This window comes from Mesorhizobium sp. M0854 (assembly GCF_040319815.1).
Taxonomy (GTDB): domain Bacteria; phylum Pseudomonadota; class Alphaproteobacteria; order Rhizobiales; family Rhizobiaceae; genus Mesorhizobium.
Genome location: NZ_JAMYOL010000003.1, coordinates 459,392 through 483,425 on the forward strand (window position 1 = coordinate 459,392; position 24,034 = coordinate 483,425).

Annotated in this window: 22 protein-coding genes, 1 tRNA gene and 1 pseudogene; 17 read left to right on the forward strand and 7 right to left on the reverse strand. The window is 60.8% G+C overall.

Annotated features, from left to right (window positions below):
- Positions 1 to 77 precede the first annotated feature (77 nt).
- The 5 genes from NKH99_RS07970 (at position 78) to NKH99_RS07990 (ending at position 4,459) form a co-directional block, all read left to right on the forward strand.
- On the forward strand, positions 78 to 800 hold the full coding sequence (locus NKH99_RS07970; RefSeq protein ID WP_352542376.1) for a LuxR family transcriptional regulator: 723 nt from the start codon (positions 78 to 80) through the stop codon (positions 798 to 800).
- An 84-nt stretch (positions 801 to 884) separates the two neighbouring features.
- On the forward strand, positions 885 to 1,544 hold the full coding sequence (locus tag NKH99_RS07975) for an acyl-homoserine-lactone synthase (protein WP_353013484.1): 660 nt from the start codon (positions 885 to 887) through the stop codon (positions 1,542 to 1,544).
- A 43-nt stretch (positions 1,545 to 1,587) separates the two neighbouring features.
- Positions 1,588 to 1,905 carry a hypothetical protein gene (locus NKH99_RS07980; RefSeq protein ID WP_353013486.1) on the forward strand — a complete coding sequence of 106 codons (318 nt, stop codon included), beginning with the start codon at positions 1,588 to 1,590 and terminating at the stop codon, positions 1,903 to 1,905.
- 236 nt (positions 1,906 to 2,141) lie between these two features.
- On the forward strand, positions 2,142 to 3,290 hold the full coding sequence (locus tag NKH99_RS07985; RefSeq protein ID WP_353013488.1) for a radical SAM protein: 1,149 nt from the start codon (positions 2,142 to 2,144) through the stop codon (positions 3,288 to 3,290).
- 8 nt (positions 3,291 to 3,298) lie between these two features.
- Entirely contained in the window at positions 3,299 to 4,459 is a 1,161-nt protein-coding gene (locus NKH99_RS07990; RefSeq protein WP_353013490.1) for a hypothetical protein, read from the forward strand.
- Between the two features lie 139 nt (positions 4,460 to 4,598).
- On the opposite strand, the gene NKH99_RS07995 is transcribed toward NKH99_RS07990, so the two are convergent.
- Complete coding sequence (locus NKH99_RS07995; RefSeq protein WP_353013492.1) at positions 4,599 to 4,985, reverse strand: hypothetical protein; 387 nt, start codon at positions 4,983 to 4,985, stop codon at positions 4,599 to 4,601.
- Between NKH99_RS07995 and NKH99_RS08000 the strand changes: the two genes are divergently transcribed.
- The 3 genes from NKH99_RS08000 to NKH99_RS08010 all read left to right on the forward strand — a co-directional run bounded on the left by NKH99_RS08000 (position 4,978) and on the right by NKH99_RS08010 (position 7,186).
- The gene (locus tag NKH99_RS08000) at positions 4,978 to 5,532 is read left to right on the forward strand and encodes a hypothetical protein (RefSeq protein ID WP_353013494.1); all 555 of its coding nucleotides are present in this window, start codon (positions 4,978 to 4,980) and stop codon (positions 5,530 to 5,532) included. The genes NKH99_RS07995 and NKH99_RS08000 overlap by 8 nt on opposite strands.
- Before the next feature lie 67 nt (positions 5,533 to 5,599).
- The gene (locus tag NKH99_RS08005; RefSeq protein ID WP_353013577.1) at positions 5,600 to 6,385 is read left to right on the forward strand and encodes an SPL family radical SAM protein; all 786 of its coding nucleotides are present in this window, start codon (positions 5,600 to 5,602) and stop codon (positions 6,383 to 6,385) included.
- 369 nt (positions 6,386 to 6,754) lie between these two features.
- Entirely contained in the window at positions 6,755 to 7,186 is a 432-nt protein-coding gene (locus tag NKH99_RS08010; RefSeq protein WP_353013496.1) for a YybH family protein, read from the forward strand.
- A gap of 316 nt (positions 7,187 to 7,502) precedes the next feature.
- Here the strand turns inward: NKH99_RS08010 and NKH99_RS08015 are convergent, their stop codons facing one another.
- The 3 genes from NKH99_RS08015 to NKH99_RS08025 form a co-directional block, all read right to left on the reverse strand.
- Positions 7,503 to 7,718 carry a hypothetical protein gene (locus tag NKH99_RS08015; RefSeq protein WP_353013498.1) on the reverse strand — a complete coding sequence of 72 codons (216 nt, stop codon included), beginning with the start codon at positions 7,716 to 7,718 and terminating at the stop codon, positions 7,503 to 7,505.
- 115 nt (positions 7,719 to 7,833) lie between these two features.
- A tRNA-Gln gene (locus NKH99_RS08020) sits at positions 7,834 to 7,907 on the reverse strand.
- A gap of 333 nt (positions 7,908 to 8,240) precedes the next feature.
- Positions 8,241 to 9,173 (reverse strand): lysylphosphatidylglycerol synthase domain-containing protein, encoded by a 933-nt coding sequence (locus NKH99_RS08025; RefSeq protein ID WP_353013579.1) that lies wholly within the window; start codon positions 9,171 to 9,173, stop codon positions 8,241 to 8,243.
- A 323-nt stretch (positions 9,174 to 9,496) separates the two neighbouring features.
- On the opposite strand from NKH99_RS08025, the gene NKH99_RS08030 reads away from it, so the two are divergent.
- Both NKH99_RS08030 and NKH99_RS08035 read left to right on the forward strand, forming a co-directional pair.
- Entirely contained in the window at positions 9,497 to 10,879 is a 1,383-nt protein-coding gene (locus NKH99_RS08030; protein ID WP_353013500.1) for a Ppx/GppA phosphatase family protein, read from the forward strand.
- A 58-nt stretch (positions 10,880 to 10,937) separates the two neighbouring features.
- The gene (locus NKH99_RS08035) at positions 10,938 to 11,633 is read left to right on the forward strand and encodes an RlmE family RNA methyltransferase (RefSeq protein ID WP_352472049.1); all 696 of its coding nucleotides are present in this window, start codon (positions 10,938 to 10,940) and stop codon (positions 11,631 to 11,633) included.
- 181 nt (positions 11,634 to 11,814) lie between these two features.
- Here NKH99_RS08035 and NKH99_RS08040 read toward each other — a convergent pair whose 3' ends face one another.
- Positions 11,815 to 13,236, reverse strand: a complete 1,422-nt coding sequence (locus NKH99_RS08040; protein WP_353013502.1) for an MFS transporter — start codon at positions 13,234 to 13,236, stop codon at positions 11,815 to 11,817.
- Positions 13,237 to 13,531: 295 nt separating this feature from the next.
- Between NKH99_RS08040 and guaB the strand changes: the two genes are divergently transcribed.
- The 3 genes from guaB to NKH99_RS08055 are packed head-to-tail and all read left to right on the forward strand — an operon-like array spanning position 13,532 to position 16,053.
- Positions 13,532 to 15,034 carry an IMP dehydrogenase gene (gene guaB / locus NKH99_RS08045; RefSeq protein ID WP_352458563.1) on the forward strand — a complete coding sequence of 501 codons (1,503 nt, stop codon included), beginning with the start codon at positions 13,532 to 13,534 and terminating at the stop codon, positions 15,032 to 15,034.
- A gap of 31 nt (positions 15,035 to 15,065) precedes the next feature.
- On the forward strand, positions 15,066 to 15,605 hold the full coding sequence (locus NKH99_RS08050) for a hypothetical protein (protein ID WP_352932917.1): 540 nt from the start codon (positions 15,066 to 15,068) through the stop codon (positions 15,603 to 15,605).
- Positions 15,606 to 15,633: 28 nt separating this feature from the next.
- Positions 15,634 to 16,053, forward strand: a complete 420-nt coding sequence (locus NKH99_RS08055) for an MAPEG family protein (protein ID WP_352472046.1) — start codon at positions 15,634 to 15,636, stop codon at positions 16,051 to 16,053.
- A 12-nt stretch (positions 16,054 to 16,065) separates the two neighbouring features.
- Here NKH99_RS08055 and rnd read toward each other — a convergent pair whose 3' ends face one another.
- Positions 16,066 to 17,217, reverse strand: coding sequence for a ribonuclease D (rnd, locus tag NKH99_RS08060; RefSeq protein ID WP_353013505.1), 1,152 nt, complete (start codon positions 17,215 to 17,217; stop codon positions 16,066 to 16,068).
- A 73-nt stretch (positions 17,218 to 17,290) separates the two neighbouring features.
- Positions 17,291 to 18,538 (reverse strand): MFS transporter, encoded by a 1,248-nt coding sequence (locus NKH99_RS08065; RefSeq protein ID WP_023674455.1) that lies wholly within the window; start codon positions 18,536 to 18,538, stop codon positions 17,291 to 17,293.
- 390 nt (positions 18,539 to 18,928) lie between these two features.
- On the opposite strand from NKH99_RS08065, the gene NKH99_RS08070 reads away from it, so the two are divergent.
- From NKH99_RS08070 to aspS, 4 genes and pseudogenes are all read left to right on the forward strand, one after another.
- Positions 18,929 to 20,197, forward strand: a complete 1,269-nt coding sequence (locus NKH99_RS08070) for an ABC transporter substrate-binding protein (protein ID WP_352836428.1) — start codon at positions 18,929 to 18,931, stop codon at positions 20,195 to 20,197.
- Positions 20,198 to 20,265: 68 nt separating this feature from the next.
- Positions 20,266 to 21,137: pseudogene (locus tag NKH99_RS08075) on the forward strand (carbohydrate ABC transporter permease).
- A 19-nt stretch (positions 21,138 to 21,156) separates the two neighbouring features.
- Positions 21,157 to 21,981 (forward strand): carbohydrate ABC transporter permease, encoded by an 825-nt coding sequence (locus NKH99_RS08080; RefSeq protein WP_352766917.1) that lies wholly within the window; start codon positions 21,157 to 21,159, stop codon positions 21,979 to 21,981.
- Positions 21,982 to 22,195: 214 nt separating this feature from the next.
- The gene (aspS, locus tag NKH99_RS08085) at positions 22,196 to 23,986 is read left to right on the forward strand and encodes an aspartate--tRNA ligase (protein ID WP_353013581.1); all 1,791 of its coding nucleotides are present in this window, start codon (positions 22,196 to 22,198) and stop codon (positions 23,984 to 23,986) included.
- The last annotated feature ends 48 nt before the right edge of the window (positions 23,987 to 24,034 follow it).

The window sequence follows — 24,034 nt, forward strand, 5'->3', positions numbered from 1 at the left end:
ACACTTATTGGGAGTATTCGAAGTCTCTAATTTAAGATAAGCTTTGTTTTCGGGCGTGGAGACGGGGGGTCTCTGTCATGATCGATTCAGATGTGTTCGACTTTGTCGAACGCTGCAGGAAACATACAGCTACCGGGCCGCTGCTGGGCGACCTTCTCGAGACCGTGAGGAATCTCGGCTTCGAGCACCTTATCCTGAGCGGGGTGCCGCTCGGTGGGCAGAAGCTTGCACCGATGGTCGAACTGAATGGCTGGCCGGCCGGCTGGTTCGAACGCTATGTCGAGGCCGAGCATGCCGCGGCTGATGGTGTTTGCATTTACTCGGCAAAGACCTTGAAGCCGTTCCTTTGGTCGGAAGTTCCGGCAAAATGGTCGGATACGGAGGGCTCACGACGCATTGCCGGCGAGGCGACTGAGTTCGGCATCTGCAGCGGCTTCGCCGTACCGATGCTCAGCGTTCATCATTGGCAATCCGTGCTGTCGTTTGCCTCTTCCGCGAAGGCCTGCGCCCTGTCGCCGCGCCATCAAGTGCAACTGGTGACGATGGCGGTATACGCGGGCATGTCGATCCAGGCCTTGGCGAATGACGATGATGACCATGAGGGCGTGCTGACCGACCGCGAAAAAGAAGTGCTCTTGTGGGCCGCGGCCGGCAAGACATCGTCTGAGACATCCCAGATTCTCGGCCTGACCGAGCGCACGGTCAAATGGCATTCGACACGGGCTCGCGAGGCTTTTGGCGTCGCAACGACCACGCAAGCGGTCGTCGAAGCGGTGCGCCGGCGCCTGATCCACCCCTAAAACGCGTCAACTGTCCCATCGGACAGGTGACGTATATTAGCGCGACTGCGAGTATCCCTGCGAGAACGATCGGGGGATCGCGCCATGATAACGGCCCACGTAGTCAATGCGCATAACAAGCATCTCTATGAAAACGAATTCGACGAGTTTCTGCGCCGCCGGCACGACTTCTTCGTGCACCAGAAACATTGGCGCCCTCCGAGCCCGGACGGTCGCGAGCTGGACCAATTCGATACCGACGCGGCGACTTACCTGCTTGGTATTGAAGACGGTCGCGTAGTGACTTCGGCTCGATTGATCCCAACGAGCGAGCCGCATATGGTCTCGGAGGTTTTTTCTCACATGTGCGAAAAATCGGGCGTCCCCAGACGTCCCGACTGGGCCGAATGGACGCGCACATTCGTCGTTCCCGACAAACGCACTGCTGGACTGAGGGGCACGCTGACGCAGCTGTGCTGCGCGGTGATGGAATACGCTCTCGACGAAGGCCTCAGCGCCGTCGGCGGCATCCAGGAAACCTACTTCATGCCCCACCATGGCGCGCTCAAGTGGCGCGCCGAGCCGATGGGCATGGCGAGGGAAGAAAACGGCGAATGGTACATCGTCGCGTATATTGAGGTGAATGAGGCGGCGCTGGCGAGTGTCCGCAAGATCCTTGGGATTGATCATTCGCTGTTGGTTCGTCGCGGAAAGCAGCTGCCCCTCTCGGACAGGAACAGAAGTCCGTGGCAGACTACTTCGTGATGACTCGTGCCGTAGAGGCTGTTCGCTAGCAATGGAGGAAGAAATGGCAATAATTGTAATGACGTGGCAGAACCCATCTGATCAAGTGAAAGCGGTATCGTCAGATAAAAGAGCTGCCGAATGGAGAAATGTCGTTCTAAAGCAAAAAGGAATTGTAGAGTATAATGCCTTTTCTGGAATATCAACTGGTAAAGATATGGCAGTAGACACCTTTAGATCCTCAGAAGATGCAGCAGCTTTTCTTGGGTCAAAAGATTTTTCTGCAATCGTATCAGAGATGCGATCATTAGGAGTGACAGAAATAGACGTTAACATTTTGGATCAACACCCAGATGTCAAGTCGGCTCTTCGACCCGCGTGAGCCGTCAGATAGCATAACACAAAAAGTATTTTGTGGAGTTGTTGAGGCGCTTGTTCGCAAACCTTACAGAACCTGGGGTTCCATGTATCTGTCAGATCGAGGATAGACCCAGTTTTCATTGAGACCGCGGACAACGCGTGTAGGGCCTCAGTCGCCATGGCGGCCGTTAGGGCGCGCTTTCGACTGGGGCCCTATTTTTTTCGTTTGTGATCGCGGGTTTGAAAGGAGCAGCGGACATGAGACCTGCGCTGGACATCATATACAACATGACTTTGGTGTGCCCGCACGATTGCGCGGTGTGCTGTGTGGATGCAGCGCATGTAACCAGAAAAGGTGAATACGTCCTCATTCGCACCCACGGACTTGCGGCTGAGCAGCGTGTCCTCCGGTCAGATCGCTCCGAAAGCATTTATGATGTTGCCGCCCGTGCCCTCCAGGAGCAAGGTCGGGAATTATCACTTGATCAAAAACTGAAAATTGTCTCGAATATCGATGTCGACGGTGTGCGCCTTGATATTTCCGGTGGTGATCCACTGGTTGTCTCTGACAATTTCAATGTGTTGAAGGCCGCAAGCGCTAAGCTCGGCCGCGGCAACGTTTCGCTCACCGCAACCGGCGCCGGCATGGCGCGAATTGGGCTCCCGGAGATTGTACCCTTGGTAGGTGAGTTCAATTTCACATTCGATAGCGCATCCCCAGACGATGTGGCCAACAGGCCGCCGACCTACGCTTCGCGAAATCTCGCACTCGGGCGGGACCTTGCGAGACTGGGTGCAGCGACGCGCGCGGAATTTCCGATCACCCGCCCGACAAGTATGCCGGAGCACGTCGAGCGACTTTATCTGCAGTTGCACAATGCCGGTATAGATAAGCTGCTGTTGATGCGGCTGTTTACGGTAGGGCGCGGCCACGTAGCCGCGGACACAACATTGGCTGCGGATGAGTATCGCGCTGTAATAGCGCAACTGCGCGCGCTTGAACGACGCCTCGGCTCGCCAACTGTGAAGCTGCAATGCGCGCTTCGCCATATCGAGGGCCGTCCGGCTGACGGGCTTGCGAATTATCCAAACCCATGCGACTTCGTCCGAGAATCGTTTGGCCTCACGCCGCGTGGTGTGCTGCTGGCGTCGCCATGGGCAATCAACGGTCATGGGGAGCCGCTCGACGACGTATTCGTGCTCGGCAACTTGGCGGAGACGCCGCTTTCAGACATTTTGGACTCCCCTCGCGTCAAGGCGATCCGCGACCGCGCCGATGAAAATTTCGGCCACTGCAAGATATTCACCTACCAATTCTCAGAGCGAGCGTCACCGTTTGATCGGCTCTTCGACAAAGCCGACCCGCTCTATGACGCCCGGTTGGCCGTTTCCGTGGCTGCGGAATAGAGAAGTCTATGGAGAAGACGGATTCAACTCTGGTGACAGCGTTTGCTGGGCTGAAGCTGAAAAGTCCCATCATCGCTGCGTCTGGCCCGCCCACCGAGTCGGCAGCAGCCATGCTTGCCTGCGCGAACGCCGGCGCCGGCGCGATCGTGACAAAGTCCATCGTCGATTACGCAAGGACCGCCTGGCCAAACATTCCGCGGCGTGTGCAGCGCAATCAACGCGGCCTTTGGATTCAGGGCAGCTTCGCAAGCGAGACGCTTACTCTCACTGAAGGACGGGCGATGACGGAGGCGGTACGCCAAGTAACCGACGTGCCGATCATCGCAAGTGTTGGGGTACTTGATCCCCAATCGGATGCGCCGGTCGAGGCAGCACTTCAGTTGGTCGAAGTAGGTGCCAGCATGGTACATTTTGACCTCTTTTATTTACCTCAACCGCGCTGCAGCGACGCAGCAATCGCAGGTCTTCGCGCCTTGTTCGGTCGCGCCAGAGCCGCCTTGCCGGTGCCGTTCGGACCTAAGTTGAACATAGACATTCCAGCGCATCGTTTTGCACTGGCGTTCGAGCCGACGTTGTTTGACGCAGTCTTCCTGTTGGATTCTATACGTGTACCGCCACCGCTCTCACCACACGGCAACCCCACAATTGACGCGTGGAGCGGTGGGTTAGAATGCTCACTATTCGGCGACTGGCAGAAGCCTATTACGCTTCAATATACACGAGTACTCGCCGACGCAGGAATTTCCCAGATATGTGCTGGCGGCGGCTTGCGGAGCGCATCGGACATCCTTGAGGCAATAATGCTTGGCGCGGGTTGCGCTCAAATTGCGACGCAGCTTATGATTCATGGTTACGACTGGATACGCCGCGTGAACGACCAGTTAGCGGCGCTCCTGTCGGAGCAAGGTTATAGCAACATTGGCAGCGCGCGGAACATAGCATTGCGATCGCGTGATGGCTCTTCGCCCGAACACACTACTCCCGTCCATGCAGTCATCGACGAATCGAAATGCCAACCATGTGGCGTGTGCACGAAGCTGGCGTTCTGCCCTTTCATCAGTGAGCAACCGAACAGCATACCGAACATTGATGATTCCTGCTACGGATGTGGTTTTTGCGAACAATACTGCCCGCATGAAGGGGCAATCCGCATGGAGCCAATTTCTTGACTGGCGCACGTCTCCTTAGTGGCCGAATGCCTTGGGCGTTAGCGCTCGCGGTCGCCGCCAGTCTTCTCGAACTCGGGCCGATCGCCGATTTGTTGCGGCGAGATGTTAGCATTTCGGCTCTGTTGTTCGCTGGATTGGCCTACCAAATCGGCAATGCGGCGCCTCGTCCAGCAACTTTGACGGTCGGGCCTGTGCTCGTAGTAACGTCGTTACTCGGTGCACTCGGGCTCAGCTGTACAGAAGTCGCGACGATCCCATGGTTCGCGGCAATCAGTTTTTTGAGCTGGTCGCTGCAGGCGATCCGGCGCAGATTCAATACTGGGGCCGGAAATGACTTGCCTTCGACCGCCGAGAAGAGAGCTTCACGCGTCTTGGGCTTCATTGCAGCTACTTTGCTGCCGACCATCATCTGGCTTCCGATAGTCGGAGTGGCGCTGAGCGCCGGTCTTGCATTGAGGCATCGATCGTCTTCACGCCGCGACCCAGCGTTGGTCTCCGGGCCGAACAGTGCCATCAAAATGGCCATGGTGCTGCACCAAGCGCACTATTTCTCCTATTGTTATGCCATGCCATTACTTTTGGCTCGCGCGGATCTCGGGAATACGCCACTTGTCGGATTTTGGTTTGCCTGCGGGTGGGTCAGCTATCTCTCGGCCGAAGCAGTTTGGCATTGCTACCCGCCAAGGACCGTATTCGTTGTCGGCCACATCGGTTTGGTGCCCCTCCTTGGACTTCTTTCCTACCTGAGTGACGTTTCATTGGGAGTTCTCTTGCTTTGGGTGCTATCTGGACTAGGGGGCGGGACAGTATACTCCTTGGCTCTCGTGCAAAAAGCCAATCGCCATTCCCACGAGCGGCTGGAACAGGCAGAAGATATCGGCCACATCGTTGGTGTGATTACAGCGCTTGCCGGCGTGTTGCTCTTGCATTTGAACGAGGCTGTTTTGCCCATGATTGGATCAATCTTGGCGGCATTTGCAGCTATGACTGTATTCATTTTCGTACCCGCTCGCCGTAACGCGTGCACCCGCGTGCAATCTACCGCCGCCGGAGGCAAAAATGCGGGTGAGTGAAATACAAGCCAAGTCGATCCTGGTCGAGTCTAAGCTACCAGCGAGCGACTACGTCGTGAACCCTTATATGGGTTGCAGTTTCGGGTGTTCGTATTGCTACGCGAGTTTCATGGGCCGGTTTCTCGCCGAGCCCATCGAAGCATGGGGGGATTACCTGGCTGTCAAGACAAATGCGATAGAAATATTCAGACGTGAGGTAGCACGTCTTCCAGACGGCAAACGCAATTCGACGATCTTGCTAAGCTCAGTCACAGACGCGTGGCAAGGTCCTGAAAAGAAGTATCGGCTAGCCCGCGGAATCTTAGAAGTCTTACGTGATATGGCGTATCCAGGCCTTGTAAGTATTCTTACAAAAAGCCCGTTAGTACTCCGGGACATTGATGTTATCAATGAGATAGGAATGAAGGAGGTCGGTGTCACTGTCACCACCACTGATGATGATATTGGCCGCTTCATGGAGGCGCACGCACCCTTGGCTACGGAGCGTCTGCGCACGCTCGCCAAACTAAACCTCGCTAATATCCCGACTTATGCCTTCCTCGGGCCGCTTTTCCCACATTATCGACATCGAGAGGACTTGCTCGATGAATTATTTCGCCAGCTAAGTGGCGTGGGGACGAAGATTATCTTTGCCGAGCACCTGAATACATCGCAATACATATTAGGGCGTATTAGCCCGCTGCTCGCGAGAGCAGCGCCAGAAGTCAGGTCGGTTTACGAAGAGGCACGCACAGACGAGCACAGGCGTGTACTCTCTGAGATGGTTATGGCATTGGTCTGCAAATACGGTTTCGAGATTAGGCTCGGGCGAGTGCTTGATCACAATCGGGACAAGAATACCGCCATACATTGAAGCGATTGTTCACCAGCGGTTCAAGCGCTGGTTGATCTGTCTTATGCCCTTCCCGAGACATGGGTGACAGTTCGTTCCGGGACATGGGTTACACTTTCGGCCCTTTGCAAGGAGGGGATTACGGTGACAGTGCACTATTTTCTTTTCGCCGCCTGCCCTCGTTTTCCGGGTTTCACGGCTTTGCCGATTTGCCCCGCGATGCGGCAGACCGGGAACGCCGGCGAGGTGCACCATGCGGCGGGGGCGACGTGGTAAAAAGTGCACTCACCGTAATTCTGATCTATACTCCGGACCGAACGCCTACGGCAAAGCGAAGGGCGGATGAAGTGCTTGATAGAGTTCTCTTTTTAATCATGGGGCGATGTTAAGATGTTAGCCTCCGACCTGACGAAATTTATCGAGCAGGATCATCTGGCTCTGGATGCCTTCGTAAAGGGCGATCCTGAGCCCTTGAAAAACCTCTACTCGCGACAGGACGACGTCATTATTGCCAATCCCTTTGGCCCGCCGGCGAAGGGATGGAGAAAGGCCGCTGAGACCATGGAACGGGCCGCCACCAATTACCGGCACGGCAAGGCCATCGGCTTTGAGCGCATCTCGGAGTATGCGACAGCCGACTTGGGATACATCATCGAGGTCGAGCGGTTCCAATCCAAGGTCGGCGGTGGCAACAAACTGGTGCCGATTGCGCTTCGAGTCACCACCATATTCCGGCGCGAGGAAGGCACGTGGAGGATCGTCCTTCGTCATGCCGATCCGATAACCTCGGCACGCCCGCCGACGTCCATTGTCGGGGAGTAGAAGGGTTGCCGGAGAGGTTTTAGGAACTACGGTGACAGTGCACCATTTCTTTCGCCGCGTGCCTCGTTTTCCGGGTTCTCACGGCTTTGCCGATTTGCCCGATCTCGGTCCCAAGGGGTGCATCAAAATCGTAATATCGGCGACGCGGCAATACTGGAGAGGGCGACACGGGAAACGTGCACTGTCACCGTAATTCGTCGTATCACGTGAACATGCGCGGAACATTCCTAGATGTAGTGTGCTCAGCCCTCCAGCGAGTGTAAGGATCAACGTCGTGCGCGGACGCGGGCACTTGACAGCTTCGATCGCGAGTGGCTCACGCGCCGCCGCTCTGTTGCAGGCTGTGCCATTGTTCAATGCGATCGCATAGGAACTTCACAAATCCACTGCACAGCAACGGCTCAGCTGCACCGTCTGGCGTGAATTCATATATCGCGTCCGACTCATCGATTCCCCAAGTTCCGAGATATTCGCCTTCCTGAGTGACGACAGCGCCGTCCTCAAGCAGGTTTATTGACCATCGAAGATTCATGCCACCTCCCGGTCCGAATGATGCGGATAGAATACAATGCGGATCATCCGCATGGTTGTAACACATGCCATTTTCGGGAATGATCTAAGTAGTTGTTTCTATCGAAAAAAGAAGCTGGCTGGGGAACCTGGATTCGAACCAGGACTAACGGAGTCAGAGTCCGTGGGTCTACCGTTAACCTATTCCCCAGCAGGCGCGGCCGTTGAAAACCACGCGGGCAGGGCGACGATGTCGCCGCGCGTGCCTTGTAGCCGCCGCCGGAAAATAGTCAACCCTGCCGTAGGCATTTCAATCGGCGCGGTTGCTTCAGATTTGCCCTGTCGTCACTCCTGCCGGCGTTTGCGCTGCCCCTCACCCTCTCCCCGTGGAGGACGGGGAGAGGGGATCGCCAGCGTTGCGTCCGAGCCCCTTCTCCCCGTTCTTCACGGGGAGAAGGTCCCGGCAGGGGGTTGAGGGGCGGCGCCGACATTGAGGATTGATCTTCTCACGGTCGTCATCAGGCCTGACGCGATTGCCCAAGCTTCAACTCTCGCTGCGGCTGTATTGCGAGTGCTCGAAGAATAGCACCACGCCGAGCGCGATCAGCAGCGGGATGATCAGGTAGAACAGCCGGAACACCAGCAGCGCCGCCAGCACGCCGACCTGGTCCATATGTGACAAGCCCGCGAGAAACACCACCTCGAACACGCCCAGCCCGCCCGGCGCATGCGAGATCTGCGCGATCGAGAACGACACCAGGAACACGCCGAGCACGACGAAATAGCCGGGATTGCCGGTGGCGGGCAGGGCAAAGAAGATGATCGCCGCCGCCGCCAGCAGCTCGATCGGGCCGACCAGCAATTGCCGCGCCACGATCGGCAGCGCCGGGTAGTGCAGCTGAAAGCTGCCGATCCTGAGTGGTCTCAGATGCAGCCAACTGCCGAATATATAGGCCGCCACCACGAGCAGCATGGCGAACCCACCTGCTTGCGCCAGTCGGTGATGCGGTATGCCGGAAAACCGGTCGATCACCTCGGGCTCGAGCAGCAGGACGATGCTTGAGACGAACAGCGTCGACAGCACGAAGGTGATCCAGCAGATCGCCACCAGAATGCCGACGTCCTGCCCGGTCAGGCCCCTGGTGCCGTAGGCGCGGTAGCGGATCACCGCACCGGAAAACACCGAGCCGCCGATATTGTGCGACAGCGCGTAGGTGGTGAACGAGCAGAAGGTGACGAACAGCCACGATACTTTCTTGCCGATGTGCAGCAACGCGATGTGGTCGTAGCCGGCGAGCGAGGCATAGGCGACGACCGAGCTCAGCGCCGCCAGCACCCAGCCGCGCGCCGGGATGGCGATTATGCCGGCCCAGACATCGTCGAGCGAGATGCCGCGCAATTCGTGCAGCAGCAGCCACAGCGAGAACACCACCGCGGCGATGCCGATGACGGGCCAGAAATAGCGGCTCCAGTTCATTGCCTGACGATCATGCGTTGCAGCCCGTACCCGTTTTCCGGTTCGCAGCAGGAAAACCGCCCGCGCTTCCGAATGGTTCATTTCAGAAATGCCTCATTGAAGCCGGCTATTCAACCGTGAAGGCGCGCTGTGGCGCTCGCGCCTTCCCTTCTCCCAAGGGGACAAGGGCTCACCGACGTCGCCGGCTTTCATGCCGCCGGCAAAATTCGCCGTGAGCGCTCTTGGTGATCCGGCGCGGCGCTGATAGTCTGGCGGCAACTTGAACATGTAAAAGCGCCTGCTGCGTCCGGTCTCCGGTTCGCGCGGCGCCGGAAGGAACGACAGTGGAAGACCACGACGCCGGCGCTGGCGCGCCGGAAGTGGGCGTGTCCAGGGGTTCGCCGACGCCGTCCGGCCAGGCAAGCCCATCCACCGGACGCTACGGCCGTCAGGTGCAACCCTGGTCCGGCAATGGACAGGCTGGCGACACGTCCCACGATCACAAGGGTCAGAACGGCCCACATCAGAACGGCAAACCCAAGAAACGGCGCAAGCGTCGGCGCGGGCGCAAGGTTTTCGCACGCGACGAGACTCGTCCGCTGGCGGCCGGCGCTTCGGTGCCCGCCGCCAACGAGGCCCCGGCCGCGCGCCCGCCCCAGCCAGCGGCTTACGCGCCTCCGCCCTCAGCTCCGCCAAGGCCGGGGCAAGGTGCCCGCACACCGCCGCCGCTGCAGGAATTGCCGGTGTTTGCCGCGCTCGATCTCGGCACCAACAATTGCCGGCTGCTGGTCGCGGTGCCGACGCGCCATGGCCAGTTCCGCGTCATCGATGCCTTCTCGCGCATCGTCAGGCTGGGCGAGGGCCTTACCGCCAATGGCCGGCTCGGCGACGCCGCAATGGACCGCGCGGTCGAGGCGCTGAAGATCTGCGGTGACAAATTGCGCAACCGCAAGGTCAGGAAAGCCAGGCTGATCGCCACCGAGGCCTGCCGAACCGCCGCCAATGGCATCGAGTTCCTCGAGCGCGTCGAGCGCGAGGCCGGCCTGAAGCTCGAGATCATCGACCGCCAGACCGAGGCGCGGCTGGCGGTGTCGGGCTGCGGTTCGCTGGTCGAGCGCGACACGCAAGGCGTCGTGCTGTTCGACATCGGCGGCGGCTCGTCCGAAATCGCGCTGATCGACCTCACCGGTCAGCGCTCGCCAAGGCTTGCCAACCATATCGTCTCGTGGACGTCGCTGCCGGTCGGCGTCGTCTCGCTGGCCGAGCGTTTTGGCGGCCGCACGGTGACACGCGAGATCTTTGGCGCCATGGTCGAGGATGTCGCAATGCGGCTGCGCGCCTTCGACGGGCGCGACCGGCTGAGCCACCTCCTGGCCAGCCCGAAATTCCATTTGCTCGGCACATCGGGCACGGTGACGACGCTGGCCGGCGTCCATCTCGATCTCGAACGCTATGACCGCCGCCGCGTCGACGGGCTGTGGATGGATCGCGACAGCGTCGACCGCATGGTCGAAAAACTGGTCGGCTGGGATTTCCAGCAACGCGTCGCCAACCCTTGCATCGGCGCCGACCGCGCCGACCTGGTTCTGGCCGGCTGCGCCATATTGGAGGCGATCCGCGCCGTCTGGCCGTCGGAGCGGCTGCGTGTCGCCGACCGCGGCCTGCGCGAGGGCATATTGAGCGAATTGATGGCCGATGACGGCGTCTGGCGGCGAGGCAGAGCATGATCCCGAAAAGTGGCTGCCGGTTTTCGGACAAGATCATGCTCAAACAAGCAATCAAGCAATGACCAAGAAACCGGAAAGACCGAGCTCCGCCGGCATTCGCGTGCTGAAGACGAAGATCAAGAAGAAAAGCGGCCTGAAGGAATCGTCGCGCCGCTGGCTGCAGCGCCACATCAACGATCCCTATGTCCAGCGCTCGAAGGCCGACGGCTATCGTTCGCGCGCCGCCTACAAGCTGATCGAGATCGACGACAAGCACCATTTGCTCAAGCCTGGCATGAAGGTGATAGACCTTGGTGCGGCGCCCGGCGGCTGGTGCCAGGTCGCCGCCGCGCGTACCAAGTCGACCGCGGAACACCCGAACGTCGTCGGCATCGACTATCTCGAGATGGACGCCGTGCCGGGCGCGCCGGTGCTGCTGATGGATTTCCTCGATCCGCAGGCGCCGGAGAGGCTGGCCGAGACGCTGGGCGGCCAGCCCGACATCGTGCTCTCCGACATGGCCGCACCGACCACCGGCCACAAGCGGACCGACCACATCCGCACCATGCATCTTTGCGAGGTGGCGGCCGATTTCGCGCTGTCGGTATTGAAGCCTGGCGGGCATTTCCTGGCCAAGACGTTTCAGGGCGGCGCCGAGAACGAATTGCTGGCGAGACTCAAGCGGAATTTCCGCTCGGTCCATCACGTCAAGCCGCCGGCCTCACGCGACGAATCGGTGGAGCTTTATTTGCTGGCGAAGGATTTTAAGGGGTAGCGCCCTTTCCTTCTCCCCTTGTGGGAGAAGGTGGCCTCGCGAAGCGAGGTCGGATGAGGGGTGTTCCAGCTTGGCAACACGCTTGCAGTTATCATCGCCTCATTTTTTCCAACACCCCTCAACCGTCTCGGCGCTGCGCGCCGATCCACCTTCTCCCACAAGGGGAGAAGGGAAGGGGTTCTCAACTCCCCGGCGGGCTCACCGGCTCCAGCGTCTTCGGCGGTGTCAGCCGGCCATGTCCAGACACGGCATTGCCGGCGTCCGGCGCCAGCCGCATGAACGACAGCGAGGCTGCCGCCGACACCGCCGCTACGATGAAGAAGGCGGTGTGGAAGTCGCTCAGCGTCAGCGGGCCGCCATGGATCTTGGTCGACACTTCCAGGATGCCGCCGGCCAGCGCCACGCCGAGCGCGATCGCCAACTGCTGGAACACCGCGGTGATCGGCGTCGCCTTGCTGGTGTCGGCGGCCGAAATCTCGGCATAGGCAAGCGCGTTGATGCCGGTGAAGAACATCGACCGGATGAAGCCCCCGGCGAGCAGCATGGCGAGGATCAGCCCATAGGGCGTGTCGGGTGTGAACAGGCCGTTGATGGCGATGGACGCGGCAGCGATGAGCGAGCCTGAAATCAGCACCCGGCGGAAGCCGGCGACCCTGAAGATCAGCGCGGTGACGAATTTCATGCCTATGGCGCCGATCGCCGAGACGAAGGTGATCATGCCGGACTGGAACGGCGTCAGCCCGAAACCGATCTGGAACATCAGCGGCAACAGGAAAGGTACGGCACCAATGCCGATGCGGAACAGTCCGCCGCCGAGCACCGACGCGCGGAACACCCGATTGCGAAACAGCTCGAGCGCCAGCAGCGGATTCTTGGCGCGGCGCGCGTGCAGCAGGTAAAGCACCGCCGATGCCAGCCCGACGGCAACGGTGATAAAGCCGGCAACTGGCGGCAGAGCCGGCAGGCTGACCACCGACAGGCCGAACACGATGCCCGATGCCGCCAGCCCGCTCAGCACGAAACCGATGAGATCGAGCGGCGGCGTCTGCGCGGCGTCGGTCTTCGGCAGGAAACGCGTGGCCAGCCAGATGCCGATCAGCCCGATCGGCACATTGATCAGAAAAATCCAGTGCCAGGAAAAATAGGTGGTGATGAAGCCGCCGACCGGCGGGCCGACCAGGGGGCCGACCAGAGCCGGGACAGTCAGCCACGACATGGCGGCGACGAGCTCGCTTTTCGGCGTCGCGCGTACCAGCACCAGGCGTCCGACCGGCGTCATCATGGCGCCGCCAATACCTTGCAGGAAACGTGACACCACGAAAGCCGGCAGCGAATTGGAAATGGCGCACGCGACCGAACCGACGATGAACACGGCGATCGCGGCGCGGAAGACATTCTTGGCGCCGAAGCGGTCGGCCATCCAGCCGCTGATCGGAATGAAGATCGCCAGCGATACCAGATAGGCGGTCAGCGCCAGCTTGAGCGCGATCGGGCTGGTGTGGATGTCGATGGCGATCGCCGGCAACGATGTCGCAATGACGGTCGAATCCATGTTTTCCATGAATAGAGCGACCGCCAGGATAAGCGGAATGGTGCGGTTCACGATGGATCCGGCCTTGAAATGTGCGTCGCGATTGCTTGCCGGCCCTGGGGGCCAAACCGACAGGTAGGGCGGTTATCATGGTTTGGCCCGGATGTCGTATTAATTTGCTGTCACGTTTGTGCGACCGCAAGTCCCGCAGCCCCTGGGGCAAAATGCAGCTTCGCCACTACACAACCATCGGCTTTTCAACGGCCACGGGACGTGTTACGAGCCAGCGCCAATCCTGAAAGGGAAGAAGACGAGTCGGCGCTGTCCATCCAGGGCGAGCGCCTTTCCTGCATTCCGAGGGCTGGCCATGGCAAAAATCATCGAGACGTCCACCGGCGCATTGGCGCTGACCTTTGACGACGTGCTGCTGCAGCCGGGTCATTCCGAGGTCATGCCCGGCGAGACCGACATCCGCACCCGCATCGCCGGCGACATCGACCTCAACGTGCCGATCCTGTCGGCCGCCATGGACACGGTTACCGAGGCGCGGCTCGCCATCGCCATGGCCCAGGCCGGCGGCATCGGTGTCATCCACCGCAATTTCTCGCCGGCCGAACAGGCCGAGCAGGTGCGGCAGGTGAAGAAATTCGAGTCCGGCATGGTGGTCAACCCTGTCACCATCGGTCCCGAGGCGACGCTTGCCGATGCGCTGGGTCTGATGCGCACCTACAGCATTTCGGGCATTCCGGTGGTCGAGAACGGCGGCACCGGCGGCCACACGGTCGGCCGGCTCGTCGGCATCCTGACCAACCGCGACGTCCGCTTCGCGTCCGATCCGGCGCAAAAGGTCTATGAGCTGATGACCCGCGAGAACCTGATCACGGTCAAGGAGAACGTCGATCAGGACGAGGCCAAGCGGCTGCTCCATCAGCACCGCATCGAGAAGCTTGTTGTGGTCGATCGGGACGGCAATTGCGTCGGGCTGATCACGGTCAAGGACATCGAGAAGTCGCAGCTCAACCCGCACGCCACCAAGGATGCGCAGGGGCGTTTGCGCGCCGCCGCCGCCACCAGCGTCGGCGATGACGGTTTCGAACGCGCCGAGCGCCTCATCGACGCCGGCGTCGACCTTCTCGTGATCGACACCGCGCACGGTCATTCGCAGCGCGTTCTGGATGCGGTGACGCGGGCCAAGAAACTGTCCAACTCGGTTCGCATCCTGGCCGGCAACGTCGCCACCGCGGAAGGCACCTTGGCGCTGATCGATGCCGGCGCCGACGCGGTCAAGGTCGGCATCGGACCAGGCTCCATCTGCACCACCCGCATCGTCGCCGGCGTCGGCGTGCCGCAGCTCTCGGCGATCATGTCGGCGGTCGAGACGGCGCAGAAATCCGGCGTTTCGGTCATTGCCGATGGCGGCATCAAATATTCGGGCGATCTCGCCAAGGCACTGGCCGCCGGCGCAAGTGCTGCGATGATCGGCTCGCTGCTGGCCGGCACGGACGAGAGCCCGGGCGAGGTCTATCTGCACCAGGGCCGCTCCTTCAAAGCCTATCGCGGCATGGGCTCGGTCGGCGCGATGGCGCGCGGCTCCGCCGATCGTTATTTCCAGGCCGAGGTGCGCGACACGCTGAAACTGGTCCCGGAAGGCATCGAAGGGCAGGTGCCGTACAAAGGACCTGTGTCTGGCGTGCTGCACCAGCTTGCAGGCGGCCTGAAAGCCGCTATGGGTTATGTCGGTGGCCGCGACCTTGCCGATTTCCGCGAGCGCGCCACTTTTGTGCGGATATCCAATGCCGGACTTCGTGAAAGCCACGCCCATGACGTCACGATTACCCGCGAAAGCCCGAATTATCCTGGCGGAGCCTGACCGTCATGCGTCTTGGCGCAATCTGGCGGCAATGATCCTGCGGCTGTCGCGCCACGCGGCCGCACTCTGTGTCGCCACCGTGGTGGTTTTCATCATCATGACGGCAATGGAGTTCCTCTATTTTCGCCAATTGAGCGGCGGTCTGCCGTCGCTCGACATGCGCTATGCCGGTTTCACCCCGGATGAGGGCATGGCCTGGCTAACAGCCCTCGGCCGGCGCGGCAGCGAAATTATTCTCGTCTGGCATTACCTGACCTTCGACCTGCTGTTCCCGGCGCTGCTGTCGCTGACGATGGTCAGCCTGATCCTGGCCACGGGCCGGCGGCTGAAGAATTTCCGTGCACTGCCTGCGCAAACCCAGTCGATATTCGCGGTTGTGCTGGTGCTGCCCTACCTGCTTACCGACTATGCCCAGAATATCGCCGTGGCTCGTCTTTTGTCCGATTTTCTGTCGGCCAATCCGGATTCGCTATCCTTCGCCTCGGCGCTGATCGTCACCAAATTCGCCCTACTGGCGATACCAGTGACCGTCACTGCGGCTTTCACTCTGATGGCTCAGAAACGGTCTTGAAGGCTGGGTGACAAAGACAGGGGGCATCTTGAACCAGACCGCGATCTTCTGGCCGATGCTGGCGCAGGTGCTGCTGGTCTATATCGTCTACGTCGTTATGGGCCGGCGCCGCCATGGTGCGGTCAGATCGGGCGAAGCCAAGGCCGGCCAGTTCAAGACGCGCTCGACGGAGCCTGGTTCCAGCGTCACCGTCGCCGACAATCTGAGCAACCAGTTCGAACTGCCGGTGCTTTTCTACGTCTTATGCTTGACGCTGCACGTGACCAATGGCGTCAATTATCTGACCTTGGCACTGATGTGGATCTTTGTCGTCTCCCGCTATCTTCACGCATCGGTCCACTTGACCAGCAATCAGCTGATCCTGCGCAGCAGGGCATTCTACCTGGGCGCGGTGGTTCTTGCACTTGGATGGATATGGCTAGCGCTGCATCTGCTCGGCTTGGTCTGAGCAAGCTCAAGGCTACAAATCGAACACAGCGATCTTGCGCTTGTCGAACCTGATGGCGAGTTCACCGCGCACAAGCTTGAGCGCGGCCTCGCCGAAGACGGCGCGCCGCCAGCCTTGCAATGCCGGCACGTCGGCTTCCTCGCCCTCGGCAGCGATGCGGTCGATGTCGTCACTGGAGGCGAGTACCTTGGATGCGACGCCCTCCTTTTCGGCAACGATCCGCAGCAGCACCTTCAGCAACTCCGCCGCGGCGCTTGACCCCTCCGGCGGCTGGAAGCTCTTCGGCAGCTTCGGCATCTCTTCCCTGGGCAGGGCAAGGGCAGCGTTTACCGCGCCAAGCAGTGCCGTCGCCGTCGACGAGCGCTCCCAGCCCTTCGGCGTGGTACGCAGCTTGCTCAGCGCCGCAGCGTCGCGCGGCGCCTGCTGCGCCACTTCGTAGATCGCATCGTCCTTGAGCACCCGGCCGCGCGGCACGTCGCGCTCGCGCGCTTCGCGTTCGCGCCAGGCGGCCACCGCCTGCACGATCGCCAGTTCCTGCGGCTTGCGCAGCCGCATCTTGAGCCTCTTCCAGGCATCCTCGGGATGCGGATCGTAGGTCTCGCGCGAGGTCAGCACGTCCATCTCCTCGTTCAGCCAGTGGGCGCGGTTTTCCCGCACCAGCTCGGCGCTGAGATGCTTGTAGACCTCGATCAGGTGGGTGACGTCGGCGAGCGCGTAGTCGAGCTGCTTTTCGGACAGCGGACGGTGGCGCCAGTCGGTGAAGCGCGAGGACTTGTCGAGCCGCGCTCCGGTGATGCGCTGCACCAGCTGGTCGTAGGAGACGCTGTCGCCGAAGCCGCAGACCATTGCCGCGACCTGGGTGTCGAACACCGGATGCGGCACCAGATCGCCGAGATGCACGATGATTTCGATGTCCTGCCGCGCCGCATGGAAGACTTTGACGATCGCCTCGTTGGCCATCAGCCTGAAGAACGGTTTCAGATCGATGTCGGGCGACAGCGGATCGATCAGCGCGGTCACCTCGGGCGCTGCCATCTGGATCAGGCACAGGATCGGCCAGAAGGTCGTTTCGCGAATGAATTCGGTGTCGACGGTGACGAATTCCGCCTTTTCGAAGGCGGCAATAGCGGTCTCGAGTTCTTTCTGGGTGGTGATGACGTGCATCAAATCGCTTTTGGCAAGGGATAGGGTCTCTTTCAATTTCAGCCGCGCGCGCTTTCGTCAAGCGCAAGCACCTCTATCCAGGCTTTGCGGGTTCATCGGGATCGGCATTCCGCTTCGCCAGCCGGGCAAAAACCGTCGAAGTGCGCAATAGCGCCGTAAAACGGCTGCGATGGGTGGCCGGCACGGCGGAGCGCGCCTGCATCCGGTAAAGGATGACGGCCACGAAGATCGCATAGACGGTGGCGCTGAACACGAACAGCGCGCTCGGCCCGAAAAATTGCATCACCGTCGAGGCTGCGAACGGCCCGCCAATGGCGCCGAAGGAATAAAACAGCATCAAGGCCGCGTTGATCAGCACGAACTCGCCCTTGTCGGCGCGGTCGTTGGAATGCGCCGCTGACAACGAATAGAGCGGCATGGCGAAGCAGCCGAAGATGAAGACGAGCAGGAAGTTGAGAAACGGGCTGCCGCCTGCCACGAATGCCAGCGCCAGTGCCGCCACCATCGCACAGCACGTCGTCATCAGCAGCACCGAGCGCCGGTCCCAGCGGTCGGAGAGATAGCCAAGCGGGTATTGTATGATGGCGCCGCCGAAAATGCCGACGCTGACGAAGGTGACGACGTCGGCGACCGACATGCCGATCTGCTCGGCATAGACCGGCGACAGGGTGCGAAAGGCGCTGTTTGTGACGCCGACGGCGATACAGCCGAAGCAGCCGAGCGGCGAGATCCGCCAGACGCGCGCCAAATCGAGCTTGACGTCTTCCGGCGGCGTCGGATTGGAGCGGTCGCCGAGCGAAACCGGCACCAGCGAAACGGTGATCATCATCGACATGATGGCGAAGATGGCAAAGCCGCCGGCGCCGAAGATCGGGATCAGGAACTGGGCGCCCGTCACCGAGCCGATGTCGACCATCCGGTAGATGGCAAGCACCCGCGCCCGGTCGGTGTTCGTGACGCCGGAATTCAGCCAGGCTTCCATGATGGTGAACAGGCCGGCAAAGCAGAACCCGCCGGCAAAGCGCACGGCGCACCACATCACCGGATCGATGACCAGCACCAGAAGCAGCGTTCCCGCCGAGGCGATCGCCGCGAGTGCCGAAAAGGCGCGCACATGGCCGACGGACTTCATGATGCGGGTCACGGCAAGGCAGCCGAGCAGGAAGCCGGCGAAATAGAACGTGCCCATCAGGCCGATCGAGGAAGCGGGAAAACCTTCCTGCGCACCACGCAGCGCAATCAACGTGCTCTGCAGGCCATTGCCGCCGAGCAGGATGCCGGCGGCGATCAGGAGGGGGATCAGCGGGCGGATGGAGGACATGAAGGAAAGCCTGTCGTTGATCCTTCTTGAACCATCGCCTTCGCCAATGCCAGCGGCAATTCCCGGTGGCGTTGGGGCCAGCCGGGGGCCTTAACGCATGTCGCGCAAAAGTGTGCAGCGGTTTTGCGATAACGACATGCATAAAAACAAGAACCTAAAGCGCGTCGCCGAGGCCGATCGAACGCGACACGTTTTAGGTGCATTAACGAGGGGGAACTTGCGCTACCGCGTGGCGCCGGACCCTCCGTGTTGGGAACCAAGGCGTATCTTTGTAGTTCAGTGCTGGTGGGCGAATGCGCGTCTTGTGAGCTGCCGGTGTGCGGAGATGGTGTCAGGCATCGACGTCGTTTCTGCTGCCCGGCCTGAAGCTCCAAAGGGAGGTCCGCCATCATGAAATTTCATTCCGCATTTGCGGCATTTGCCGTGGCCGCAGTTCTGGCGGCCGGGCCGGCGCGGGCTGTCGACCTCGTCATGGTGTCCGGAGATACCGGCAACGGCCAGAGAATCCTTCGCGAGATCCTCGATCAATACGAGAAGACGACCGGCAACAAGGTTAGCGTCGTTCCGCTGCCCCCCTCGGCGACGGACCAGTTTGGCCAATACCGGCTCTGGCTTGCCGCCGGAAGCAGCGACGTCGACGTCTATCAAACGGACATCATCTGGGCCCCCCAGCTTGCAAGGCAGTTCATCGACCTGACCGAAGCGACCAAGGATGTCGTTGGCGCCCATTTCCCATCGATCATCAAATCGCAGACCGTGGACGGCAAGCTCGTCGCCTTGCCGATATTCACCGACGCTCCGGCGCTCTACTACCGCAAGGATCTCCTCGACAAATACGGCGCCAGGGTCCCGGCCAGCTGGGCTGAACTTGCCGATACCGCCAAGCTTGTCATGGATAAGGAGCGCGCGGCCGGCAACAAGGACATGTGGGGTTTCGTTTTCCAGGGCAACGCCTATGAGGGGCTGACCTGCGATGCACTCGAATGGGTGAAGTCGAACGGCGGCGGCCAGATTATCGAGCCGGACGGCACCATCTCCATCAACAATCCGCAAGCAGCTGCGGCGCTGGAAATGGCGAGGAGCTGGGTGGGAACCATCTCACCGCCCGGCGTTCTGGCCTACCAGGAAGAAGAGTCGCGCGGAGTCTGGCAGACCGGCAACGCCGTCTTCATGCGCAACTGGCCCTACGCCTACGCGCTTGGCAACAGCGAAAGCTCCCCCATCAAAGGCAAGTTCGAGGTGACGACGCTGCCGCCGGGGTCTGGTGAGGGCGCGCACCCGGCAGCAACGCTTGGCGGCTGGAATCTCGCGGTTTCCAAATATTCGAAGAACCCGGATGCAGCGATCGAGCTGGTCAAATGGATCGCCTCGCCTCAGATGCAGAAGTACCGCGCCTTGAAGGGGGCATATCTGCCGACCATCCAGGCACTCTATGACGATGCCGACATCGCCAGCGCCCAGCCGGTGATTCCGCGCTGGAAGGAAGTCGTCCTCAACGCGGTGCCGCGTCCCTCGGCCCAAGCCAAGAGCCGGTACAATGAGGCATCGAGCGAGTTCTGGACCGCCGTCCACAACACCATTTCCGGCGAGGGCACAGCCGCCGACAACCTTGCCGATCTGGAGTTCTCCTTGACCAGGCTCAAGGGCACCGCCTGGTGACCTCGCCGCGCTCAGGCTCGCTGCTGGCGCGTCAGCGTGTGCGCTCGGCATGGCTGCTGCTTGCTCCGATGCTCATCGTGCTCGCGCCGTTGCCGGCTGGCCGTTGATGCGCACGATCTATTTCGGCTTTACCGATGCCTCGCTCGCCGACCTCGAAGCCCGCCGCTGGGTTGGCTTCGCCAACTATTTCTCCGTCGTGCAAATGCCGAGCGGCCGCGTCGTCTATGACGGGCTGCTCGCCGATCCGGTCTGGTGGCGCGCCGTCTGGAACACGGTGCGCTTCGCGGTGATTTCGGTGACCTGCGAGACGGTGCTCGGCATGATCGTCGCGCTGGTGCTCAACGCCAGGTTTCGCGGCCGCGGCATCGTGCGCGCCGCGATCCTCATCCCTTGGGCGATCCCGACGATCGTCTCGGCGAAAATGTGGCAGTGGATGCTCAACGACCAGTTCGGCATCATCAACGACGTCCTGCTCAAGCTCGGCCTGATCAGCACCAAGATCGCCTGGACGGCCAGCGCCGACACGGCGATGGTCGCCGTCCTTGTCGTCGACATCTGGAAGGCGACCCCCTTCATGGCGCTTCTCATTCTCGCCGGCCTCCAGATGCTTCCACAAGAAATCTACGAGGTCGCCAAGCTCGACGGCGTCGGCGCGTGGAGAATTTTCTGGAAGATCACCTTGCCGCTCATCCGACCGGCGTTGATGGTGGCCATGATCTTTCGCGGTCTCGATGCCCTGCGCATCTTCGATCTGATCTACGTGCTTACGCCAAACAACATACACACCAAGTCGATGTCGGTGTTTGCCCGCGAGAGCCTGTTTGAGTTCGACAAGTTCGCTTCCGGTTCCGCCGCCTCGACGCTTCTCTTCCTTATCCTCGCTCTGCTGACCATGCTCGTTCTTTGGCTCGGCCGGATAAGACTGGACAAGGACTATTGACCATGGGGGACTACTGACCATGTGGATCGTCAAGCGCACGGCTTTCTACCTCCTCGTCGCCGTTATCGTCGTCGTCACGGTGTTCCCGTTCTACTACGCCATCATCACCAGCCTGAAATCGGGGACGGCGCTCTTCCAGATCGACTATTGGCCGAAGACGATTACCTTCAGCAATTACAGGACCGTGTTCACCGAGGGGACCTTCCTGCGCAACCTCGTGAACTCGCTGTTCATCTCGAGCGCCGTTGTCGTCATTTCGCTGTTCCTGGGTGTCACCGCTGCCTATGCGCTGGCGCGCATCCGCTTCCGCGGCCGCTCGGCTCTGCTCCTCACTATCCTGTCCGTTTCGATGTTCCCGCAATTGGCGGTGCTTGCCGGGCTTTTCGAGCTGATCCGCATCTTCGGCCTCTACAATTCGCCGTTCGCGCTGATCTTGTCCTACATGATCTTCACCTTGCCGTTCACCGTCTGGGTGCTCACCGCCTTCGTTCGCGACCTGCCGATCGAGCTGGAGGAAGCGGCGATCCTCGATGGCGCCACGCCCTGGATCATCATCAGCCGCGTCTTCCTGCCGCTCATGTGGCCGGCGCTGGCGACCACCGGGCTTCTCGCCTTCATCGGTGCTTGGAACGAGTTCCTGTTCGCCCTGACGTTTACCTCCAGCAACGAGCAGCGAACCGTGCCGGTGGCGATCGCGCTGCTCTCCGGCAGCTCGCAGTTCGAGATCCCGTGGGGCAACATCATGGCCGCATCGGTGATCGTCACCGTGCCGCTCGTCGTCCTCGTTCTCATCTTCCAGCGCAAGATCATTTCCGGTCTCACGGCGGGCGGGGTGAAGGGGTGAGTGCATAGTTGAACTGCGGGCACAGAGCAGCGAACTCAGATTGACGCCTCGAGCATAAATTGATGCCGGTGGGAAAGGGGCGGGAAGAACGCGAACTCGACCCGGCTGCCGCTTGCCTTGACAAATGCACCCTCTCATGTGCTTTTCGCGCAAATTTTCAGGCTGGGCCATCATGCCTTGGCCGCAACCCAACATCCGGACTTTAAGAATGACAATGCATCGTTACCGCAGCCATACCTGTGCCCAATTGAGGAAGCTCGACGTCGGCTCGACCGTTCGCTTGTCGGGCTGGGTGCATCGCGTGCGCGACCATGGCGGCCTGCTGTTCATCGATTTGCGCGACCATTACGGCCTGACCCAGATCGTCGCCGATCCGGATTCGCCTGCCTTCAAGATCGCCGAGACCCTGCGCGGCGAATGGGTTGTGCGCGTCGACGGCGAGGTCAAGGCGCGCCTCGCCGACACCGTGAACCCCAATTTGCCGACCGGCGAGATCGAGATTTTCGCGCGCGAGATCGAGGTACTGTCGGCCGCCAAGGAATTGCCGCTGCCGGTCTTCGGCGAGCCGGATTATCCAGAGGACATCCGCCTCAAATACCGCTTCCTCGACCTGCGCCGCGACACGCTGCACAAGAATATCGTTGCGCGGACGAAAATCATCGCCTCGATGCGCAAGCTGATGGGCGAGGTCGGCTTCACGGAATTCTCGACGCCGATCCTGACCGCCTCGTCGCCGGAAGGGGCGCGCGACTTTCTGGTGCCGTCGCGCATCCACCCCGGCACTTTCTATGCGCTGCCGCAGGCACCGCAGATATATAAGCAGCTGATCATGGTGTCCGGCTTCGACCGCTACTTCCAGATTGCGCCCTGCTTCCGCGACGAGGACCCGCGCGCCGACCGTCTGCCGGGTGAATTCTACCAGCTCGACGTTGAGATGAGCTTCGTCGAGCAGGAGGATGTGTTCACCACCATGGAGCCGGTGATGCGGGGGGTGTTCGAGACCTTTGCCGCCGGCAAGCCGGTGACGGAGAAGTTTCCGCGCATTGCCTATGATGTCGCCATGCGCAAATACGGCACCGACAAGCCGGACCTGCGCAACCCGATCGAGATGCAGGCCGTCTCGGATCATTTTCGCGGCTCTGGCTTCAAGGTATTTGCCAACATCCTTGCCAACGATCCGAAGGCCGAGGTCTGGGCCATTCCGGCCAAGACCGGCGGGTCGCGCGCCTTCTGCGACCGCATGAACTCATGGGCGCAAGGCGAGGGCCAGCCCGGCCTCGGCTACATCTTCTGGCGCAAGGAGGGCGAGAAGCTCGAAGGCGCCGGGCCGCTGGCCAAGAACATCGGCGAGGAGCGCACCGAGGCGATCCGACAACAACTCGGCCTCGCCGATGGCGATGCCGCCTTCTTCGTCGCCGGTGATCCGAAGAAGTTCGTCTCCTTCGCGGGAGCGGCGCGCACCCGCGCCGGCGAGGAGCTCAATCTTGTCGACCGCGACCGCTTCGAATTGTGCTGGATCGTCGACTTCCCGTTCTTCGAATGGAACGAGGAGGAGAAGAAGGTCGACTTCGCGCACAATCCTTTCTCGATGCCACAAGGCGGCATCGATGCGCTTAACGGCGAGGATCTGCTCGGCATCAAGGCGTTCCAGTACGACATGGTCTGTAACGGTTTCGAGATCGCCTCCGGCGGCATCCGCAACCATCTGCCCGAAACCATGGTCAAGGCGTTCGAAACCGTCGGGCTGGACCGCGCGACGGTCGAAGAGCGCTTCGGCGGCCTTTACCGTGCCTTCCAGTATGGCGCGCCGCCGCATGGCGGCATGGCGGCCGGCATCGACCGTGTCGTCATGCTTCTGGTCGGCGCCAGGAACCTGCGCGAAGTGACCATGTTCCCGATGAACCAGCAGGCCTACGACCTGTTGATGAACGCGCCGTCGGAAGCCAGCCCGCAGCAGCTTCGCGAATTGTCGCTGCGCGTCGTTGCGACGAAGAAAGAGGTTTAGGAAACGCTCCGAACCGGTGCTGTTGATTCATAAAAAGCCCGGCATCGC

What these genes read in the sequence shown, in the direction of transcription:
- guaB (WP_352458563.1), top strand. Translation starts at nt 13,532, where the DNA reads ATGGCAAAAATCATCGAGACGTCCACCGGCGCATTGGCGCTGACCTTT.
- NKH99_RS07970 (WP_352542376.1), top strand. Translation starts at nt 78, where the DNA reads ATGATCGATTCAGATGTGTTCGACTTTGTCGAACGCTGCAGGAAACAT.
- NKH99_RS08000 (WP_353013494.1), top strand. Translation starts at nt 4,978, where the DNA reads ATGGCCATGGTGCTGCACCAAGCGCACTATTTCTCCTATTGTTATGCC.
- NKH99_RS07975 (WP_353013484.1), top strand. Translation starts at nt 885, where the DNA reads ATGATAACGGCCCACGTAGTCAATGCGCATAACAAGCATCTCTATGAA.
- NKH99_RS08080 (WP_352766917.1), top strand. Translation starts at nt 21,157, where the DNA reads ATGTGGATCGTCAAGCGCACGGCTTTCTACCTCCTCGTCGCCGTTATC.
- NKH99_RS08010 (WP_353013496.1), top strand. Translation starts at nt 6,755, where the DNA reads ATGTTAGCCTCCGACCTGACGAAATTTATCGAGCAGGATCATCTGGCT.
- NKH99_RS07995 (WP_353013492.1), bottom strand. Translation starts at nt 4,985, where the DNA reads ATGGCCATTTTGATGGCACTGTTCGGCCCGGAGACCAACGCTGGGTCG.
- NKH99_RS08035 (WP_352472049.1), top strand. Translation starts at nt 10,938, where the DNA reads ATGACCAAGAAACCGGAAAGACCGAGCTCCGCCGGCATTCGCGTGCTG.
- NKH99_RS08025 (WP_353013579.1), bottom strand. Translation starts at nt 9,173, where the DNA reads ATGAACTGGAGCCGCTATTTCTGGCCCGTCATCGGCATCGCCGCGGTG.
- NKH99_RS08070 (WP_352836428.1), top strand. Translation starts at nt 18,929, where the DNA reads ATGAAATTTCATTCCGCATTTGCGGCATTTGCCGTGGCCGCAGTTCTG.
- rnd (WP_353013505.1), bottom strand. Translation starts at nt 17,217, where the DNA reads ATGCACGTCATCACCACCCAGAAAGAACTCGAGACCGCTATTGCCGCC.
- NKH99_RS07985 (WP_353013488.1), top strand. Translation starts at nt 2,142, where the DNA reads ATGAGACCTGCGCTGGACATCATATACAACATGACTTTGGTGTGCCCG.
- NKH99_RS08015 (WP_353013498.1), bottom strand. Translation starts at nt 7,718, where the DNA reads ATGAATCTTCGATGGTCAATAAACCTGCTTGAGGACGGCGCTGTCGTC.
- NKH99_RS08065 (WP_023674455.1), bottom strand. Translation starts at nt 18,538, where the DNA reads ATGTCCTCCATCCGCCCGCTGATCCCCCTCCTGATCGCCGCCGGCATC.
- NKH99_RS07980 (WP_353013486.1), top strand. Translation starts at nt 1,588, where the DNA reads ATGGCAATAATTGTAATGACGTGGCAGAACCCATCTGATCAAGTGAAA.
- NKH99_RS08005 (WP_353013577.1), top strand. Translation starts at nt 5,600, where the DNA reads ATGGGTTGCAGTTTCGGGTGTTCGTATTGCTACGCGAGTTTCATGGGC.
- NKH99_RS08050 (WP_352932917.1), top strand. Translation starts at nt 15,066, where the DNA reads ATGATCCTGCGGCTGTCGCGCCACGCGGCCGCACTCTGTGTCGCCACC.
- NKH99_RS07990 (WP_353013490.1), top strand. Translation starts at nt 3,299, where the DNA reads ATGGAGAAGACGGATTCAACTCTGGTGACAGCGTTTGCTGGGCTGAAG.
- aspS (WP_353013581.1), top strand. Translation starts at nt 22,196, where the DNA reads ATGCATCGTTACCGCAGCCATACCTGTGCCCAATTGAGGAAGCTCGAC.